Source organism: Anaerostipes rhamnosivorans, assembly GCF_005280655.1.
GTDB lineage: Bacteria > Bacillota > Clostridia > Lachnospirales > Lachnospiraceae > Anaerostipes > Anaerostipes rhamnosivorans.
Genome location: NZ_CP040058.1, coordinates 1,520,573 through 1,536,837, shown reverse-complemented (window position 1 = coordinate 1,536,837; position 16,265 = coordinate 1,520,573). Strand labels below are relative to the sequence as shown.

At 46.6% G+C, this 16,265-nt stretch carries 16 protein-coding genes; 3 read left to right on the top strand and 13 right to left on the bottom strand.

What is annotated here, in order from left to right:
• Positions 1–35: 35 nt before the first annotated feature.
• Complete coding sequence (locus AR1Y2_RS07590; RefSeq protein WP_137328406.1) at positions 36–275, top strand: hypothetical protein; 240 nt, start codon at positions 36–38, stop codon at positions 273–275.
• Positions 276–286: 11 nt separating this feature from the next.
• Here AR1Y2_RS07590 and thiI read toward each other — a convergent pair whose 3' ends face one another.
• The 10 genes from thiI to asrA all read right to left on the bottom strand — a co-directional run bounded on the left by thiI (position 287) and on the right by asrA (position 10,813).
• Positions 287–1,465: a tRNA uracil 4-sulfurtransferase ThiI gene (gene thiI / locus AR1Y2_RS07585; RefSeq protein WP_137328405.1), complete on the bottom strand. Its 1,179-nt coding sequence runs from the start codon at positions 1,463–1,465 to the stop codon at positions 287–289.
• Between the two features lie 12 nt (positions 1,466–1,477).
• Complete coding sequence (locus AR1Y2_RS07580; protein ID WP_137328404.1) at positions 1,478–2,620, bottom strand: cysteine desulfurase family protein; 1,143 nt, start codon at positions 2,618–2,620, stop codon at positions 1,478–1,480.
• Between the two features lies 1 nt (position 2,621).
• Complete coding sequence (locus AR1Y2_RS07575; protein WP_137328403.1) at positions 2,622–3,359, bottom strand: 16S rRNA (uracil(1498)-N(3))-methyltransferase; 738 nt, start codon at positions 3,357–3,359, stop codon at positions 2,622–2,624.
• Positions 3,359–4,324: a 50S ribosomal protein L11 methyltransferase gene (gene prmA, locus AR1Y2_RS07570; protein WP_137328402.1), complete on the bottom strand. Its 966-nt coding sequence runs from the start codon at positions 4,322–4,324 to the stop codon at positions 3,359–3,361. The genes AR1Y2_RS07575 and prmA overlap by 1 nt, the downstream gene beginning before the upstream one ends.
• Before the next feature lie 70 nt (positions 4,325–4,394).
• The gene (locus AR1Y2_RS07565) at positions 4,395–5,045 is read right to left on the bottom strand and encodes an HAD family hydrolase (protein ID WP_137328401.1); all 651 of its coding nucleotides are present in this window, start codon (positions 5,043–5,045) and stop codon (positions 4,395–4,397) included.
• 10 nt (positions 5,046–5,055) lie between these two features.
• A complete protein-coding gene (locus AR1Y2_RS07560; protein WP_137328400.1) occupies positions 5,056–6,645 on the bottom strand; it encodes a potassium/proton antiporter in 1,590 nt (529 codons plus the stop codon).
• Positions 6,646–6,828: 183 nt separating this feature from the next.
• Positions 6,829–7,698, bottom strand: a complete 870-nt coding sequence (locus AR1Y2_RS07555; protein ID WP_137328399.1) for an AraC family transcriptional regulator — start codon at positions 7,696–7,698, stop codon at positions 6,829–6,831.
• 187 nt (positions 7,699–7,885) lie between these two features.
• Positions 7,886–8,956: a sulfite reductase subunit C gene (gene asrC, locus AR1Y2_RS07550; protein ID WP_137328398.1), complete on the bottom strand. Its 1,071-nt coding sequence runs from the start codon at positions 8,954–8,956 to the stop codon at positions 7,886–7,888.
• A gap of 17 nt (positions 8,957–8,973) precedes the next feature.
• On the bottom strand, positions 8,974–9,765 hold the full coding sequence (asrB, locus tag AR1Y2_RS07545; RefSeq protein WP_137328397.1) for an anaerobic sulfite reductase subunit AsrB: 792 nt from the start codon (positions 9,763–9,765) through the stop codon (positions 8,974–8,976).
• A gap of 4 nt (positions 9,766–9,769) precedes the next feature.
• Positions 9,770–10,813, bottom strand: coding sequence for an anaerobic sulfite reductase subunit AsrA (gene asrA, locus AR1Y2_RS07540; RefSeq protein WP_137328396.1), 1,044 nt, complete (start codon positions 10,811–10,813; stop codon positions 9,770–9,772).
• A 209-nt stretch (positions 10,814–11,022) separates the two neighbouring features.
• On the opposite strand from asrA, the gene AR1Y2_RS07535 reads away from it, so the two are divergent.
• The gene (locus tag AR1Y2_RS07535; RefSeq protein WP_137328395.1) at positions 11,023–11,826 is read left to right on the top strand and encodes a Cof-type HAD-IIB family hydrolase; all 804 of its coding nucleotides are present in this window, start codon (positions 11,023–11,025) and stop codon (positions 11,824–11,826) included.
• A gap of 157 nt (positions 11,827–11,983) precedes the next feature.
• Entirely contained in the window at positions 11,984–12,361 is a 378-nt protein-coding gene (locus AR1Y2_RS07530; RefSeq protein WP_175403610.1) for a PTS sugar transporter subunit IIA, read from the top strand.
• 225 nt (positions 12,362–12,586) lie between these two features.
• On the opposite strand, the gene dnaJ is transcribed toward AR1Y2_RS07530, so the two are convergent.
• The 3 genes from dnaJ to grpE all read right to left on the bottom strand — a co-directional run bounded on the left by dnaJ (position 12,587) and on the right by grpE (position 16,263).
• A complete protein-coding gene (dnaJ, locus tag AR1Y2_RS07525; protein WP_137328393.1) occupies positions 12,587–13,732 on the bottom strand; it encodes a molecular chaperone DnaJ in 1,146 nt (381 codons plus the stop codon).
• Positions 13,733–13,754: 22 nt separating this feature from the next.
• A complete protein-coding gene (dnaK, locus tag AR1Y2_RS07520; protein ID WP_137328392.1) occupies positions 13,755–15,614 on the bottom strand; it encodes a molecular chaperone DnaK in 1,860 nt (619 codons plus the stop codon).
• 73 nt (positions 15,615–15,687) lie between these two features.
• A complete protein-coding gene (gene grpE / locus AR1Y2_RS07515) occupies positions 15,688–16,263 on the bottom strand; it encodes a nucleotide exchange factor GrpE (protein WP_137328391.1) in 576 nt (191 codons plus the stop codon).
• Positions 16,264–16,265 lie beyond the last annotated feature (2 nt).

Sequence of the window (16,265 nt, the reverse complement as noted above, 5' to 3'; positions counted from 1 at the left end):
TTAGCTTGTACACTATCGTCATTGGAGGATGAATCATGTGCGAAGTACAATTAATGCTGAATTCCATAAAGAAGGTCAATGATTTTATAAACATTATCAAAGAATATGACGGCGATTTTTACATAATATCGGGTTCTTATCTCTTAGACGCCGCAAGCGTCATGGATCTGTTCAGCTTAAACTTAAATGAACCAATCCTTCTCGCCTTTCAGATTCCCGAACAGAGGTATGAGATTCTTGAAAGGCTGGAACCATTTCTCTTCTCTCCCTCTTAAGTAACCTCTTTCTATTTAACTACGATCACTTCTGTAGTATCGATGGCTTTTTCCATCAGTTCATCAATGATATCTTTTAGATTTTCTTCCGATTTCTCAATCTTTTTTAAATTTCCTTTTGTAACAGGATGTTTTGCAACAAAGATCGTACAGCAGTCCTCAAACGGCTGAATGGAGGTCTCGAATGTGTCGATCTTCTCCGCAATATTTACGATCTCCTGCTTGTCCATCCCGATCAACGGACGGAAAACCGGCATGGAACACACTTCGTTTGTGATTGCCAGGTTATGGATCGTCTGGCTTGCCACCTGACCGATGCTTTCCCCTGTGATCAGCGCCAGCCCGTCATTTTCTTTTGCAAAATGCTCTGCGATCTTCATCATGTAACGGCGCATGATAATGGTAAGCTGGTCGTGGGGGCATTTCTCATAGATTGCCAGCTGAATGTCTGTAAAGTTAACAACATGCAGATGGATGGGTCCTGCATACTTGGACACGATCTTTGCCAGATCCACTACCTTCTGCTTTGCGCGCTCACTTGTATACGGAGGCGCATGGAAGTAAGTCGCGTCAATCCTGACACCTCTTTTTGCAATCATGTATCCCGCCACGGGACTGTCGATCCCTCCTGATAAAAGCAGCATTGCCCTTCCATTGGTGCCCACCGGCATACCTCCCGGCCCGAGGATCTCTGTAGAATAAATGTAGATCTGCTGCCTTACCTCAATGTTCACCAGTACATCCGGATGATGCACGTCCACCTTTAATTCCGGCCAGACATCCAGAAGCTTTTCTCCCATAAGACAATTGATATCCATAGAGTTTACTGGAAATTCCTTATCCCCCCGCCTTGCGTTCACTTTAAAGGTAAAATCTTTCTTGTCATACTGGCTGTCCACATAGTTTAGCACCGCATCTGCCAGATGCTCCATATCTTTCGTCTGTTCAATGACCATCGGACAGATACCGGTGATGCCAAAGACTGTCTTTAAGCCCTCTACTGCTTCCTCATAGTCAAATTCATCCTGACCTTCCACAAAGACACGCCCGGACTCTTTTCTTACCTTGAACTCACCCACAGGCTTCATGGCATATTTAATCTGTCTTACCAGGGCATCCTCAAACATGTACCTGTTTTTTCCTTTAATACCGATCTCGGCATATTTAATCAAAAAAGCTTGTATTTTCATTTCTTCTCCTTCTTATCTCCTTACAAATTTCCGAAGCATTGGAACCAATTCTTCCAGTGCTGTTATAACCTGGTCTACTTCCTCTTTTGTATTATATACAGAAAAGCTGAACCGCAGGGTTCCGTCCCTGTACTCTGGACTCAGGCCGATGGCTGTGAGAGTGCCGCTTATGTGTGGCCGGTTAGAGGAACATGCTGACCCGGAGGATACATAGATTTCCCTCTCCTCCAACGCATGCAACAGAACCTCGCTTCGGATATTCTTAAAACTGATGCTTGCCACATGGGGCGCATCGCCCGAATTATCCTTAATATCAGGGATCTTGGCGACCTGATCTCTGAAATAATCTCTGACTTCTCCTATCTTTTGCGCATTCTCAGACAAATGTCCTGCCATAATCTCACACGCTTTTGAAAGTCCGGCAATGCCCGGCACATTTTCGGTTCCAGAACGCATGCCCTTTTGCTGTCCGCCGCCAAGTATCAGCGGCTGTATCTTTGTCTTTTCCTTTATATACAAAAAACCGACACCCTTGGGACCATGGATCTTATGGCCGCTCATAGAGAGCAGGTCAATGTTTTCGTTCTTGGGAATCACCGGAATCTTTCCATACCCCTGGATGGCATCTACATGAAATACTGTGTTAGGATTTCTCTCCTTGACGATACTGCCGATCTCTTTTACCGGCTCCACTGCGCCGATCTCATTGTTGACCAGCATAATAGACACAAGGGTGGTATCCTCTCTGACGCTGTCACTAAGCTGCTTAAGATCTACGATTCCTTTCTCGTCCACATTCAGATATGTGACCTCAAACCCTTCGTTTTCTAAATAAAACATTGGTTCGTATACGGAGGCATGTTCAATCCTGGTGGTGATGATGTGTCTGCCACGTCGTTTATTTGCCATGGCTGTCCCAACGATCGCCATATTATTGGACTCTGTCCCCCCGGACGTAAATATGATCTCTTTTTCCTTTGCCTTTAAGGTCCCCGCGATGACAGACCTGGCCTCTTTCACAATATTCTCCGCTTCTAATCCTTTTGTATGCTTTGCGGAAGGATTTCCGTAGGACACTTCCATAGCCTCGTTCATGGCCTCTAAGACCTCCGGAAAAACTTTTGTGGTCGCCGCATTATCCAAATATACTGCCATGTCACTCCTCCAACTCAAACATTAAAACCGACAGCACGGCCATGCCCGCGGTTTCCGTTCTCAATATTCTTCTGCCGAGACTCAAAACTCTGCCTCCTGCCTGTTTCAGTTCTTCGATCTCCAAAGGCTCAAATCCGCCTTCCGGTCCAATAAAAACACCGATGGACTCTTTGCCTTTTGTCTCCCGGATCAACTCTCTTGAATATTCCATACCCTCTGCCGCCTCGTAGGGTACCAGGAGGGCAGACAGGCTTTGGGCTTTCTCTGCAGCTTCTTTCAATGTAAGTACTTCGCTGACCTTTGGCACCAGACCTCTTTTGGACTGTTTTGCCGCACCGAGAGCGATGGCATTCCAGCGCTCTACTTTTTTTCTGGCCTTTTTTTCATCCAGTTTGACAACGCACCGCTTCATCTTCACTGGCACGATCTCACTGGCTCCAAGCTCCACGGCCTTTTGGATGACTAGTTCCATCTTGTCACCTTTAGGCAACCCCTGGAACAGTACAATCCTCTCCTTCAGTTCTGATTCCACACCGTGGATATCCAGAATTTTGGCCAGAACCCTGTTTTCCTCTATCAGTTCCAGTTCACATTCATATTCAATTCCCCGGCGGTTGGAAAGCAGCACATGCTCTCCCTTCTTCATACGGAGCACATTTTTTATATGGTTGACGTCTTCCCCCTCTATTTTGATCAAGGTTTGGTCCACCTGGCTCTCATCTATAAAAAAACGATACATCAATCTTTCCTTTTCCTTGCTGTAATGGAAACCCACTCTTTTAATCTTCTTGTCTTCACTGCCTGAAATCCGTATTCCTCCAGCTTTTGAAGCACATCCTGCTCTTTTGTATCAATAATGCCGGAGATTACAAATGCCCCGTCTTCCTTTAAGAACATGTCTACGATCTCAGTGAGCGGAAGAATCACATCAGCCAGAATATTGGCGGCTACCAGATCATACTGGTGCTCTCCCAGAGATCTTGCGAATTCCATGTCATCCAGTACATTCCCCCCGAACACCTCATACCTGTCCCCGGCTAAATGATTTACATCCATATTTTCCGCCGCGGCTTTCACAGCTCTCGGGTCAATATCTGTCATGACTGTTTTGCCGGCGCCCAGTTTCAGGGCAATAATGGATAAAATACCGCTGCCGCATCCCACGTCCAGCATGACCGTGTCCGGGCCTATCTCTTCCTTCAGGCCCTCAATACAGAGCCTGGTGGTCTCATGGGAGCCTGTTCCGAATGCGGTGCCCGGATCGATCTCTACCACCACATCTCCCTCTTTCTGGTCAGTAAGCTCCTCCCAGGTAGGTTTGATGATGATCGTGTCGTCCAGTCTCAGCGGCTTAAAGAACTGTTTCCAGTTGTTGATCCAGTCCTCTTCCTTGGTGAATCCGTATTCGATCGTACCCTCTCCAATGTCCATAAAATCCTTTACCCTGTCTAACATCTCCTGGATCCTCATGGTCACGTCTTCCAGATTCTCAGATTCATCGAAGTAACAGTGAAGCAGAGCTTTTCCGTCATCCGGTTCCTGATGGTCCGGCAGGACCTCAATGAACATCTCTTTCATCTCCTCCTGAGTCAGAGGCACCCGGTCCTCCACTTCTACACCGCACGCTCCAAGCTCTGTCAGTTCATAACTCAGCATATCCTCCGCTCCGGTCACGGTGCTGATCGTAATTTGGTTCCATCCCATGAAATCTGCTCCTTTAATGTTTCTCATCCGTTTCACTATACCAGTTCATTAGTGTATCACAGAAACCGGCTCAGAACAAGAAGTCCTGCATGGTTTTTGTAACACCCGGGTAGTTTCTTAACTCCGATTCCTTTTCTTTTGCACAGATCACTGCGATATCCCTGCACCCTGCTTCGTAGGCACTTTTGATCCCTGAAAGCGAATCTTCATAAATCCGGATGTGGGACATATCCACGCCGATCAAATCTGCCGCCTTTTCAAACATGGCGATCTTGTTTTCATAAGTCCCGTCATCATAGACGATCCGGGAAGGATCAAACCAGCGGTCCAGACCAAAAGACTCTATGAAAAAGTCCATATTTTCTTTAATGGATGCACTGGCGATAGTAAAAGGAATTCCCTTTTCTTTCAGAAGATCCAGAAATCTTTCTACCCCTTCCACCAAATGGAAATGCTCTTTATCCTCTCTGCAGAATCTCCGGTAGTATTCCTCTTTCAGTTGAGAATATCTGACCTGTTCCTCCTCTGTCGCCCTTCCGTTCATCATGTACTGGATATTTATGATGTTTGGGGTTCCGTTCAGCTTTGTGTGAAGTTCTTCGTCTGTGACATCCGTCCCCCTTAAAAGCCTTGAGATCTCTCCCCACGCCATCACATGCTTATCATCGTCAAAAAACATTGTCCCATTGAAATCAAAAATCACACCCTGATATGTCTCCATACTCATTCTCCTATTCATCATAAATTACAACCACATCATCTTCACGGATCATCGTCTCGCCGTTTGGAATCAAATCCTGGGCCTTTCTCCGTATCATGGCCACCAGCACATGATCTTCCAGATCCAGATCTTTGATCTTCCGGTTTCTCCACGGATGCTCCTCATCTATTTTAATCTCCCTTAGGGCTATTTCGTTGGCCGATTCGTAGGAAGGAACGTTCAGCGCAATCTCATCGCCGGCTTGAATCACCGTATCCCCCTTCGGTATGATAATCCCGTCCTCTCTTCTTATGACCATGGCCAGGGATCCCTCCGGCAGAGTCACATCTTTCAGTTTCCGGTTTTCCCAATGGTGTCCGGCAGATATATGCATCTGCATCAAAGTCATGGCGGATTCTTCCTGATAATCATTAAAGGTTTTTAAAACATTGTTTTGTTCATCAATCAAATGAAGCCTCCGGGCAGCTTCTGGGAGCAGGGTCCCCTGCACAGCCACTGAGATCAGAGCCAGCCCAAACACGATGTGAAATACATTGCTCTGCATTGTTGCACCTCCCGCCGAGGCGAAGATAGCAAACACAATGGAGGATGCCCCTCTGAGTCCCGAAAAAGAAACAAAGATCTTCTCTCTTAGATTGAGATAACCGCCGGTCAGCGCAAAAATCATCGCCGGCCTGGCAATCAGGGTGAGAAATAATATAATGACAATCGTCTCAGGAAGTGACGCGATCATCTGGGACGGGTAGGAAAGCAGCCCGATAAGAAAAAAAGTAGCCATCTGTGCCAGTATTGTGACATTGTCAAAAAACTTTACCACATTGGCCTTATTCTTTGTTTTCGCATTTCCCATGATAATGCCGGTCAGATATACGGAAAGAAAGCCATTGCCTCCAAGTATCCCTGCAAGGGCATAGGAAATCAGCGCTGCCGCCAGTACAAAAACCGCATCGAATCCATCGGTGCAGAATTTAAACTTCTGGATTACCTTCGGCGCCAGGATCCCCACAGCCAGACCGATGCCGATGCCCACGGCCAGCTGAAGAAGGACCATCTTCCAGAGAAAGCCCATTTCCCCGCCCTGCATGATCGTAAGGGCGATCACAGTGAGCATATAAGAAAAAGGGTCATTGCTCCCGCTTTCAATCTCCAGCAGCGGAGCTAGATTCCCTTCCAGGTTCAAGTTTTTTGACCGGAAGATGGAAAAGACAGATGCCGCATCGGTACAACTGACCACAGATCCAATCAGAAAACTTTCCGGAAACGGCAGCTTTAAAAGAAAATGACAGCAAAGACAGACCAGAGCCGCAGTCATGACAACACCGAGTGTGGACAAGGCCACCGCTCTCTTTACAGCCGGTCTGGCGTGTTTCCAGCTGGTGGAATAGCCACCGTAAAACATGATAAATATTAATGCCGCAGTACAGATATTTTCTGCAATCTGATAATTACTGAACTCAATTTTAAAAATTCCCTCAGATCCGAACATCATTCCCAGAAACATAAAGATCAGGAGACTTGGAACCCCAATCTTATCAGAGATTTTGTTGGAAAAGATACAGAGAAGCAATACTACAGCACAAAGCAACAAGTAAAATTCCATATGTAACCTCTCTTATTGTAATACACAATACAACGGGTATTCCATATCATTGTATCAAATCCTTGTTTATCTGTCGAGAAAGCCTCCCTGTAGAAAAAAGTGAACAAGCCTCCTAATTTTGGGGAGGCTTGTTCACTTTACGCGCCAAATGCGATTTGACGCAGGCAAATAATTTTCTCTGTTCTATCTAATTGGTGCCAGCTCTATATAACCTCTTGTCCCTACTGGCTCCAGCTGGATCCGGGGATTACTCTCATCCCACTGGCATCCGATAACGGAAGGATCATACTTCTTCATAGCTTCCCACACTTCCTCGATTGCCTGGCAGTAGTTCTCCTCCTCAAAGGGTTCGCTCTGGAACATCAGATACTTGGCAGCCGGGAGAAGGATCATCTCAAAGCCCTCCGGCACTTCTCCCTCATAATCTTTTGATACCTCCACACCCTGAACATATTCCGATGTGTCCGGCTCTCTGTAGGCCGGCGGAAGCCACAGGCATACCGGCTCTCCACTGATGGACTTGATGCTGAGCAAAAGGCCCCATACATCACATCCGACTTCCTCACAGTAAGCGAAATAATCTGCTGCTTTTTTCCCTCTTTTGATGATAACTTTTCTTTCTGGTTTTTCTGTCACCTGAATAAATACATTTCTTAAATTTTCCATGATCGGTCTCCTTTCAATTTCCCTGAATTTAACGCCATAAGATGTAAAGAGATATAAAGGAACAGGGTTTAAGGCATACTCCCGGGGATTGCACCCGAATTCACGCAAAAACGCTCTCTGATATCCATCCACACTGTCAAATCCCATCTCAAAAGCCACATCCGTGATCCTGCATGCGCAGTCCCTAAGCTTTAATGCCGACTTGGACAGGCGGAGCCGTCTTATATAGTCCGCCGGTGTTACCCCCACGTGACGGGTAAACAGCCGGTAGGAATACCACGGAGAATACAGTGATACATTTGCCAGATCAGCCAGCGTTATATTGTCCGCCAGATGTTCTTCTATAAAATCCTGCATGCGCTGGACCGCATCGATCTGTTCCTGCATATCCGTTACCTCCTTACATCTGCTATTATAGATTTAGCGAAAGGAAAACTCTCGACTATTTTTGCTCTTCCATCTATATATCATAAAACAAAACACGGAAGTAGACTTATGGAAAATTTATCTATGTTGGTAAAAGTGTACAAGCCCACATAAAGCCCCGGAAAAATCCAGGGCTTTGATGTATATCTCAATCGTTCTGAGGTCCGGCAGTACAGTGCATGCCGATCGGTTTTACATTAAAGTTGGAGCGGTATTCGCTCTCCGTCCAGAAAATATCCTCTGCCACAAGGCATTCCGGATTTAACTCTATGCCGTCCAGCATAATCTCTTTAAACTTCTTATAGCCGGCCCGGTCAATCAGGTGCCCGCCGTGCAAATACTCCGGCTTATAGTCCATGACCCAGGCAGAAAACTTCTGCCAGTTCCCGAGAACTTTAAGGATCACTTCCTCCGTGGCCCAGTTTAAAAACATCTTTCCCGCTCTGGGAGTCTGGCGGCCAGTGCGTCCTCCCAGGATCACTCTATAAAACTTCGTCTCCTGCCTGGTCCATGCACTGGCCGGACAGGCTCTCACACACTCCCCGCATCCAACGCAGCAGCATGTATCTTTTTCGATTTTCTGCGTCTCTTCATTGAGACTTAAAACCCGTGTAGCTCTCTGTTCACAGGCCCGCACACAGGCTCCGCAGCCGATGCACCGCTCCGGGTGATACGTCATCCTGGCAGTTCCTATGATGCCAAAGTCACACATATGTGCTTTATTGCAATCGTTGGGACAGCCGGAAATATTGATCTTAATATGGTAATGGCTAGGAAATATAATTGGCTCGATCTTTCTTGCCAACTCAAAGGTATTGGAATTGCCGCAGATACAGTGGTAGTTTCCGATACAAGCGGTGATATTTCTAGCTCCGATGGTCGGATAGCCTGCCTTTGGATCCCACGGTTCTGGCTCATGGGCCACCGTATCCATATCCGCTTTACAGAGTTCTCCGTCCACTTCTTTGATATACTGCTCCAGATATGCATTGACTGCAGGAATATTTTCATACTTGATACCTGGAATGTCAAAGGTCTGGCGCGTGCCGAAATGGAAGTTGCCGTCCCCCCAGGTCTGGGAGATATGCTCCACGTAAGACAGGTATTTGGCATCCACGGTTCCTCCGGGAACCCTCATCTGAAGCATGAACACTCCAGGTTCTTTGGATTGGCGGAAACAGTTCAGCCGTACTTTGCCCACATTGATATCATGATTCATTGTTGCACACTCCTTCCTTAATCCACCAGATCCCTGGCTGTTGTGTAAGGGAATACCGGTCCATCCAGACAGACATAGACTTCATCGATGCGGCAGTGCCCGCACTTTCCGATGGCGCAGGACATCTTTCTCTCAAAACTCATCCAGATTTTTTCCGGGTCCACACCGCAGTTTAAAAGTTCCAGTCCTGTAAATTTCATCATTGGGGGAGGCCCTACCACGATGACAGCATAATCTTCTTCAAAACTTTCAAACGGGATCTCCTTTACAAAAGCAGTGACCATCCCGGTCCTCCAGCCATCTTTCTCCCCATGATCAAGTGTATAAACTGTGTGGAATTGATCCTTCCACTCTTCTAGTTCTCTGCCGAATACGATTCCGGCCTCGTCTTTGAATCCGGAGATGAGGTGTACATCTTTTACAAAGTCCACATCCTCCGCACATTTATGGAGAAGAGAGCGCACAGGGGCCAATCCGGTCCCACCGGTGATGACCACCAGATGCCTGCCTCTGAATTCTTCTACCGGCCATCCGTTGCCATAAGGTCCTCTGAGAAAAAGTGTGTCCCCCTTTTCCTTGCTGAAAATGCAGTTGGTCACTCTGCCCACAGAGCGGATGGTGAACTCCAGCCAGCCGTCTCCCTGGGCGGAAACTGAGATCGGAGCCTCCCCTGTCTTCGGAATGGAAAGCTGCATAAACTGGCCGTGGTCCGGCCTGGCATCAGAAGCGACCCGGAACGTCCATTCATGCTCGCTTTCCCGCTTTACATTTAATATCGTACATGGCTGGGGCTGAACAAAATTTTCCATACCTTTACCTCCCTTGCTGTGCCATCTCGGCTTTTATCTCGTTTACCGCATCATTCACCTTGGAAACAGTCGCTGAAATAGAGATCAGCTCCGGACAGCGGTGGGCACACCTGCCGCATCCCACACACATGTGCCTGGTCTTGAAACGTGCTTTATAGTCATGGAACTTATGGAGGATCTTGTAGCGCATCCTGTCGCCTGCGGTGTCACGAAACTCTCTCTGGCCTGCCATCTGATCAAATCCTGCGATCTGGCAGGATGCGGTCACTCTGCGCCGTTCGCCAGCCTCCGGATTATCTCCATAGCTCAGATCCCGCGTGGAAAAACAGGTGCAGGTAGAACAGGCCACCGTACAGCTGCCGCAGGAGATACACCTTTTGTCGAATTCTCTCCACATAGGATGCTTTTTAAGGGCCAGCCGCACTTGTTTGTCAGAAAGGTCAGGGATGGTAACTTTTGTTTCATTTTCTTCCACAAAAGCAGGGGTATAGCTGCCTTTTGGCATTCCTTCAAAATATGTATCGAACGAATCCTCCTTGATCTGCACATCGGCCCCGTCCTCCCGGAACCGGACTGCCATGGAATAATCATCGGTTTTATTGCTTCCCATAGAAACACAGAAACAGGTATCATCCCCGCCGGTACATTCCATCATGGCAAACTTTACAAGGCCGCGCATACGCTCATAATAATAATCCGTATAGCCTCCGTTGCCTGCATATATTTCATCCTGGATATGCTGGGCATTGATATCACACGGTCTGGCCAGGATTAAAACAGGCTTTACAGGATTCTTGCTTGTTCTGTACTCATCCTCTGTGTAATAGAAAAGTGTCTGCTGAATCGGCATTACAACCTCTTTCATCGGATAATCTGACTTTTCCTTCCAGACAATTTCTTCAAATTTCCTTACCTCATCGTAGCGTATGATATCCGTGTCAGAATAACGCCCCTGTTTTGGAAAACGTTTCGGGGCATAGACGCGGTAGTCTCTGCGAAGCGCTTCCAACACCCGGTCAGCCTGGGCAATGTCAAGTGAATACTCCATCTTCTCATCCCTCCATTTTATACTCTGTGTAGCCTAATCTAAGATCTCCAGGTTTCATTACTTCTATTATACTGCTGTACTATAATTATTCATAATTATAGTTTTTTATCATAACATAATAAATTTTTATCTATATATTCAATCAGCCCCTCTTAATGTTATAATATTTTTTGACTATCATTTACATACAGAAAGGATGGTACCTACTTATGAAATATAAACTGATCGCCCTGGATTTAGACGGAACCTTAAACACCGATGAAAAAACGGTCACTCCAAAAACCAGAGATGCCCTGCTTGCCGCACAGAGACAGGGCATTACCGTAGCCCTCTGTTCTGCCCGTCCGGTTCCGGGCCTTTACAAAGAAATGCGTATATTAGAGATGGAAAAATACCACGGAATGCTGATCGCCTACAACGGCGGAAAGATCCTTAGAGCCGATGACAAGACAGTGCTCCACCAGCAGTCCTTCCCCTGTGATTTCGCCAAGGAAGTCCTGCGGCACTTGGAACACTATCCGGTGGTACCTATCATCGATGACGGCGAACGCTTTTATGTTACGGACAAGAATGGCTACAAAGTCCAGCATGAGTGCTGGAACAATCAGATGGAATGTACAGAAGTCCCTTCATTGGCTGATTTCCTCGACTTTGATCTGGTCAAGATCTTAATGTCCGTGCAGCCGGATCAGCTCTGGCAGGTTCTTTCGGAGATTGGAAAACCCTTTGAAGACGACCTTGTTTTCGTCAGGACAGCACCATTTTACATAGAGGCCATGCCCAAAGGGATCAATAAGGCAGAAGGTCTCAGGCGTACCTGTGGGCTCCTTCAAATCTCTCCCGAGGAAGTGATGGCCTTCGGAGATGCGGAGAACGACCTGGAAATGATAGAATTTGCAGGCCATGGAGTGGCGATGGGAAATGCCTGTGATGCTCTGAAAGAGATTGCTGATGAAGTGACACTCGGCAATAATGAAGACGGCATTGCACATACGCTGGAACATCTTTTATAAGCACTTATAAAACCCTGGAGAAAAAACTTCTCTCCAGGGTTTGGTTTATTTCTACTTTAATAGTTCCAGCACCTCATCAAATACTCTCTGCGCATTCATACTCCTAAAATTAATTCCTCTGTTTTTTCAGAATCTTGAATTTTCTGCAAAAGAAAATGTGATCCGCTTTCTTGGAGAAAAGATCGTTGACTTTGGAATTGCGGGAGATGATTTTATCGACTCTGTTCTCGAACGGGAACGTTTGTCATCCACCTGTTTCTTGGATGCTTTTGCAGTGCCCCATTCACTCCATATGAACGCAAGCAGGACAATGGTCTGTATTCTCACCAGCGAAAAAGGTATTCCATGGGACGAGCACATGATCCATATCGTTATGATGATCGCAGTCCATCAGGAAGACCGGAAAAAATTTATGGAACTGTACGACGGGATCGTGCGTGTCCTGGAAAACCCGCAGAATATCAAACAGCTTGTCTCTGCGCGTACCCCTTCTGAATTTATCAACTGCCTGGCCAGAGAGAACATTAACAGGTAAGAACAAAGTGGGCAAGCCCACTTCATCTCCCCAACCCCTCACTCTTTGAGGGGCTGGGCACCTTTGCGCGCCAAATGCGATTTGACGTAGTCAAATAGTTTCCTCACGCATTTGTGTGCATAATGCCCGCAGGGCTTTTTTATTCCATAGGGAGGTTCGCAGAACTTTCCTATAGAATAAAAAATGCAGGACTATGATGTTGTTTCAATCATAATCCTGCATAATCTATTTTTTATGTTTCCCAAAAAATCCTTTATGTTCTTCTTTTTTCGGTGTCTCACCCATAGATTCTTGGAACTTCTTCAAAGCATCCTTCTGTTCTTCGTTGAGATGCTCCGGCACCTGGACAACTAAGGTCACATAGTGGTCACCGCGGACGTTTTTATTCCTTAAAGTCGGCACACCTTTTCCTTTCAGGCGCACACGTGTATCTGTCTGGGTTCCCGCTTTGATTGTATAATCATAAGGACCGTCTACCGTATTGATCTTGATGGTTGCCCCCAAAGCTGCCTGGGTAAAGGAAATCGGCTCCGTGGAAATAATATCGTATTCCTGTCTCTGGAACTTCGGATGCCGGTCCACAGAAACAACCACAAGAAGATCTCCTCTTGGGCCGCCATGAGTTCCAGGCTCTCCTTTTCCCCGAATCCTGATGCTCTGTCCATTGTTGATACCGGCAGGCACTGTGACCTCGATGGTCTTTCTCTGGCTCGTGTAACCAGTTCCGTGACAGTCCGGGCATTTTTCCTTGATGACCTGGCCGGTTCCGTGACAGTCCGGACAGGTCTGGACATTTCTCACCGTGCCAAACATGGACTGCTGAGTATACACTACCTGGCCTTTACCGCCGCACTTCGGACAGGTTTCCGGCTGCGTGCCCGCTTTGGCACCGCTTCCGTGACAGGAAGCACATTCCTCTTTCAGAGAGATTTCCAGTTTTTTTGTGGTTCCGAAGACCGCTTCCTCAAAAGTCACATGGATCCTTGCCCGCACATGAGCACCCTGGGTCGGAGTATTGGCCGCGCGCTGGCTTCTTCCGCCTCCGCCGAACATACCGCCGAAGATATCTCCGAAAATATCACCCATATCCCCGCCGAAATCAAAACCGCCGAATCCTCCATTAAATCCTCCGGGTCCGCCCTGCTCAAAGGCAGCATGACCAAACTGGTCATACTGCGCTTTTTTTTCAGGATCACTTAAGACTTCATAGGCCTCGGAAGCTTCTTTGAACTTTGCCTCGGCTACTTTATCTCCCGGGTTCGTATCTGGATGATACTGTTTCGCAAGTTTACGGTAGGCTTTCTTTATTTCTGATTCTGAGGCGCTGCGGCTCACGCCCAGCACTTCATAGTAATCTCGTTTATCTGCCATAATCGTCTACCTTCTTTTTTCCTTATACTTCTTTGTAATCTCCATCTACGACATCATCTGCTGCACCTGCTGCTCCGGCAGCGTCCCCTGCAGTCTCCTGAGCTCCCTGGGCATTGGCTGCGGCAGCTTCGTACATCTTGGTGAATAATCCCTGTGCACTGTTCATGAGCTGATCTTTTTTGTTCTTCAAGTCTTCTACCTGAGCGTCTGTCAGTTCAGCGTCTTTTGTCTGCTCTAACAGGTCTTTTAATGCTTTTAAATCTTCTTCTACTTTTACTTTTTCTGTAGCATCGACTTTGTCTCCGGCTTCTTCCAGGGCTTTTTCCGTCTGGAATACCATAGAGTCAGCTTCGTTTCTGGTGTCGATGGCTTCTTTTCTCTTCTTATCCTGGTTTTCGAATTCTGCTGCTTCTTTGACTGCCTTATCGATGTCTTCGTCAGACATGTTGGATCCGCCAGTGATGGTGATGTGCTGTTCTGCACCAGTTCCAAGGTCTTTGGCAGAAACTTTTACGATACCGTTGGCATCGATGTCAAAGGTTACTTCAATCTGAGGTACACCTCTTCTTGCAGGTGCGATACCATCCAGACGGAATCTTCCTAAAGACTTGTTATCTTTGGCAAACTGGCGCTCACCCTGTACAACGTTGATATCTACTGCTGTCTGGTTGTCTTCGGCTGTGGAGAAGATCTGGCTCTTCTTTGTCGGGATCGTTGTATTTCTCTCGATCAGTCTGGTTGCCACGCCGCCCATAGTCTCGATAGACAGGGACAATGGAGTTACGTCCAGAAGAAGGATATCGCCTGCTCCGGCGTCTCCGGCTAACTTTCCACCCTGGATAGATGCACCGATGGCAACACACTCATCCGGATTGATTCCCTTAAACGGTTCTTTTCCTGTCAGCTGTTTTACCTTATCCTGTACCGCAGGGATTCTTGTAGATCCACCTACCAGAAGAACTTTACCTAGTTCAGAAGCGGCAATTCCTGCATCCTTTAACGCTGTGTTGACAGGGGTTGCTGTTCTCTCGACAAGAGATGCTGTAAGTTCATCAAACTTAGCTCTTGTAAGGTTCATGTCAAAGTGTTTTGGTCCTTCGTTTGTGGCTGTGATAAATGGAAGGTTAATGTTTGTAGTAGTTGCGGAAGAAAGTTCTTTTTTTGCTTTCTCAGCAGCTTCTTTCAGTCTCTGCATTGCCATTTTGTCTCCTGAGAGATCAACGCCTTCCTGTTTCTTAAATTCGTCTAACATGTAGTTTGTGATCACATTGTCGAAGTCATCTCCGCCTAATTTGTTATCACCGGCTGTGGAGAGAACTTCGATGACACCGTCACCGATCTCGATGATGGATACGTCGAAGGTACCGCCTCCTAAGTCATAAACCATGATCTTCTGCTCGTTTTCATTGTCCAGTCCGTAAGATAAAGCAGCTGCGGTAGGCTCGTTGATGATACGTTTTACATCAAGTCCTGCGATCTTACCTGCATCCTTTGTTGCCTGTCTCTGGGCATCGTTAAAGTAAGCTGGTACTGTGATGACTGCTTCTGTTACTTTTTCTCCAAGATAGTTTTCAGCGTCTGCTTTCAGTTTCTGAAGCACCATAGCTGAAATTTCCTGCGGTGTATAGTTCTTTCCGTCAATGGTTACTTTGTAGTCCGTTCCCATGTGGCGTTTGATGGAAGAGATGGTCTTCTCTGCATTTGTAACTGCCTGGCGTTTTGCCGGTTCTCCCACGATACGCTCATCTGTCTTTGTGAATGCCACAACAGACGGTGTTGTCCTCACACCTTCCGCGTTTGTGATAACGGTTGGTTTTCCACCTTCCATAACTGCTACACAGCTGTTTGTTGTTCCTAAATCAATACCAATAATTTTACCCATGATAAATTTCCTCCTAAAATAAATCTTTCTATATTTCCAATGCTTTCGCTTGATCTTCTCAAGTTTCTTACATTTAGTTCGCTACTTTTACCATACTGTGCCTAAGCACGCTTTCCTTATACATATATCCTTTTTGCAGTTCTTCAACCACGACATTTTCTCCGGCTTCTTCATCTTCCACGTGCATAACCGCATTGTGGAGATTCGCGTCAAATTCTTTGCCCTCTGCGTCCATGGCTTTCACTCCCAGTTCATCAAGAGTTCCCATGAGCTGCTTATAGATCTGTTCAATTCCCTGAACAAACGGGGTATCCTTTTCGTCTTCCGCGACAGCCTGAAGTCCGCGTTCAAAGTTGTCTACCACCGGCAGAAGCTTTTCTAAAACTCCCATGGCACCCATGTCATATCTCTGGACAAACTCTTTTGCCGTCCGTTTTCTGACGTTCTCAAACTCTGCCATCAGGCGCTGGTACTTATCAGTCAGCTCACCGATCTGTTGGTCTTTTTCTTTCATCAAATCTTCTGCCGCCTGCTTTTTTGACTGCTTCTTATCTGCCTTTTTTGTATCTTTTTTCTTTGGTTCTTCTTTTTGCTGTACGTTTTTATCTTCCTTCATTTCTTCTTCCTGAACCTTATTCTCTTCTCCCATAA

What these genes read in the sequence shown, in the direction of transcription:
- AR1Y2_RS07580 (WP_137328404.1), bottom strand. Translation starts at nt 2,620, where the DNA reads ATGGCAGTATATTTGGATAATGCGGCGACCACAAAAGTTTTTCCGGAG.
- AR1Y2_RS07590 (WP_137328406.1), top strand. Translation starts at nt 36, where the DNA reads ATGTGCGAAGTACAATTAATGCTGAATTCCATAAAGAAGGTCAATGAT.
- asrC (WP_137328398.1), bottom strand. Translation starts at nt 8,956, where the DNA reads ATGAATCATGATATCAATGTGGGCAAAGTACGGCTGAACTGTTTCCGC.
- dnaK (WP_137328392.1), bottom strand. Translation starts at nt 15,614, where the DNA reads ATGGGTAAAATTATTGGTATTGATTTAGGAACAACAAACAGCTGTGTA.
- AR1Y2_RS07535 (WP_137328395.1), top strand. Translation starts at nt 11,023, where the DNA reads ATGAAATATAAACTGATCGCCCTGGATTTAGACGGAACCTTAAACACC.
- prmA (WP_137328402.1), bottom strand. Translation starts at nt 4,324, where the DNA reads ATGGGATGGAACCAAATTACGATCAGCACCGTGACCGGAGCGGAGGAT.
- AR1Y2_RS07560 (WP_137328400.1), bottom strand. Translation starts at nt 6,645, where the DNA reads ATGGAATTTTACTTGTTGCTTTGTGCTGTAGTATTGCTTCTCTGTATC.
- asrB (WP_137328397.1), bottom strand. Translation starts at nt 9,765, where the DNA reads ATGGAAAATTTTGTTCAGCCCCAGCCATGTACGATATTAAATGTAAAG.
- grpE (WP_137328391.1), bottom strand. Translation starts at nt 16,263, where the DNA reads ATGGGAGAAGAGAATAAGGTTCAGGAAGAAGAAATGAAGGAAGATAAA.
- dnaJ (WP_137328393.1), bottom strand. Translation starts at nt 13,732, where the DNA reads ATGGCAGATAAACGAGATTACTATGAAGTGCTGGGCGTGAGCCGCAGC.
- AR1Y2_RS07575 (WP_137328403.1), bottom strand. Translation starts at nt 3,359, where the DNA reads ATGTATCGTTTTTTTATAGATGAGAGCCAGGTGGACCAAACCTTGATC.
- asrA (WP_137328396.1), bottom strand. Translation starts at nt 10,813, where the DNA reads ATGGAGTATTCACTTGACATTGCCCAGGCTGACCGGGTGTTGGAAGCG.
- AR1Y2_RS07565 (WP_137328401.1), bottom strand. Translation starts at nt 5,045, where the DNA reads ATGGAGACATATCAGGGTGTGATTTTTGATTTCAATGGGACAATGTTT.
- thiI (WP_137328405.1), bottom strand. Translation starts at nt 1,465, where the DNA reads ATGAAAATACAAGCTTTTTTGATTAAATATGCCGAGATCGGTATTAAA.
- AR1Y2_RS07555 (WP_137328399.1), bottom strand. Translation starts at nt 7,698, where the DNA reads ATGCAGGAACAGATCGATGCGGTCCAGCGCATGCAGGATTTTATAGAA.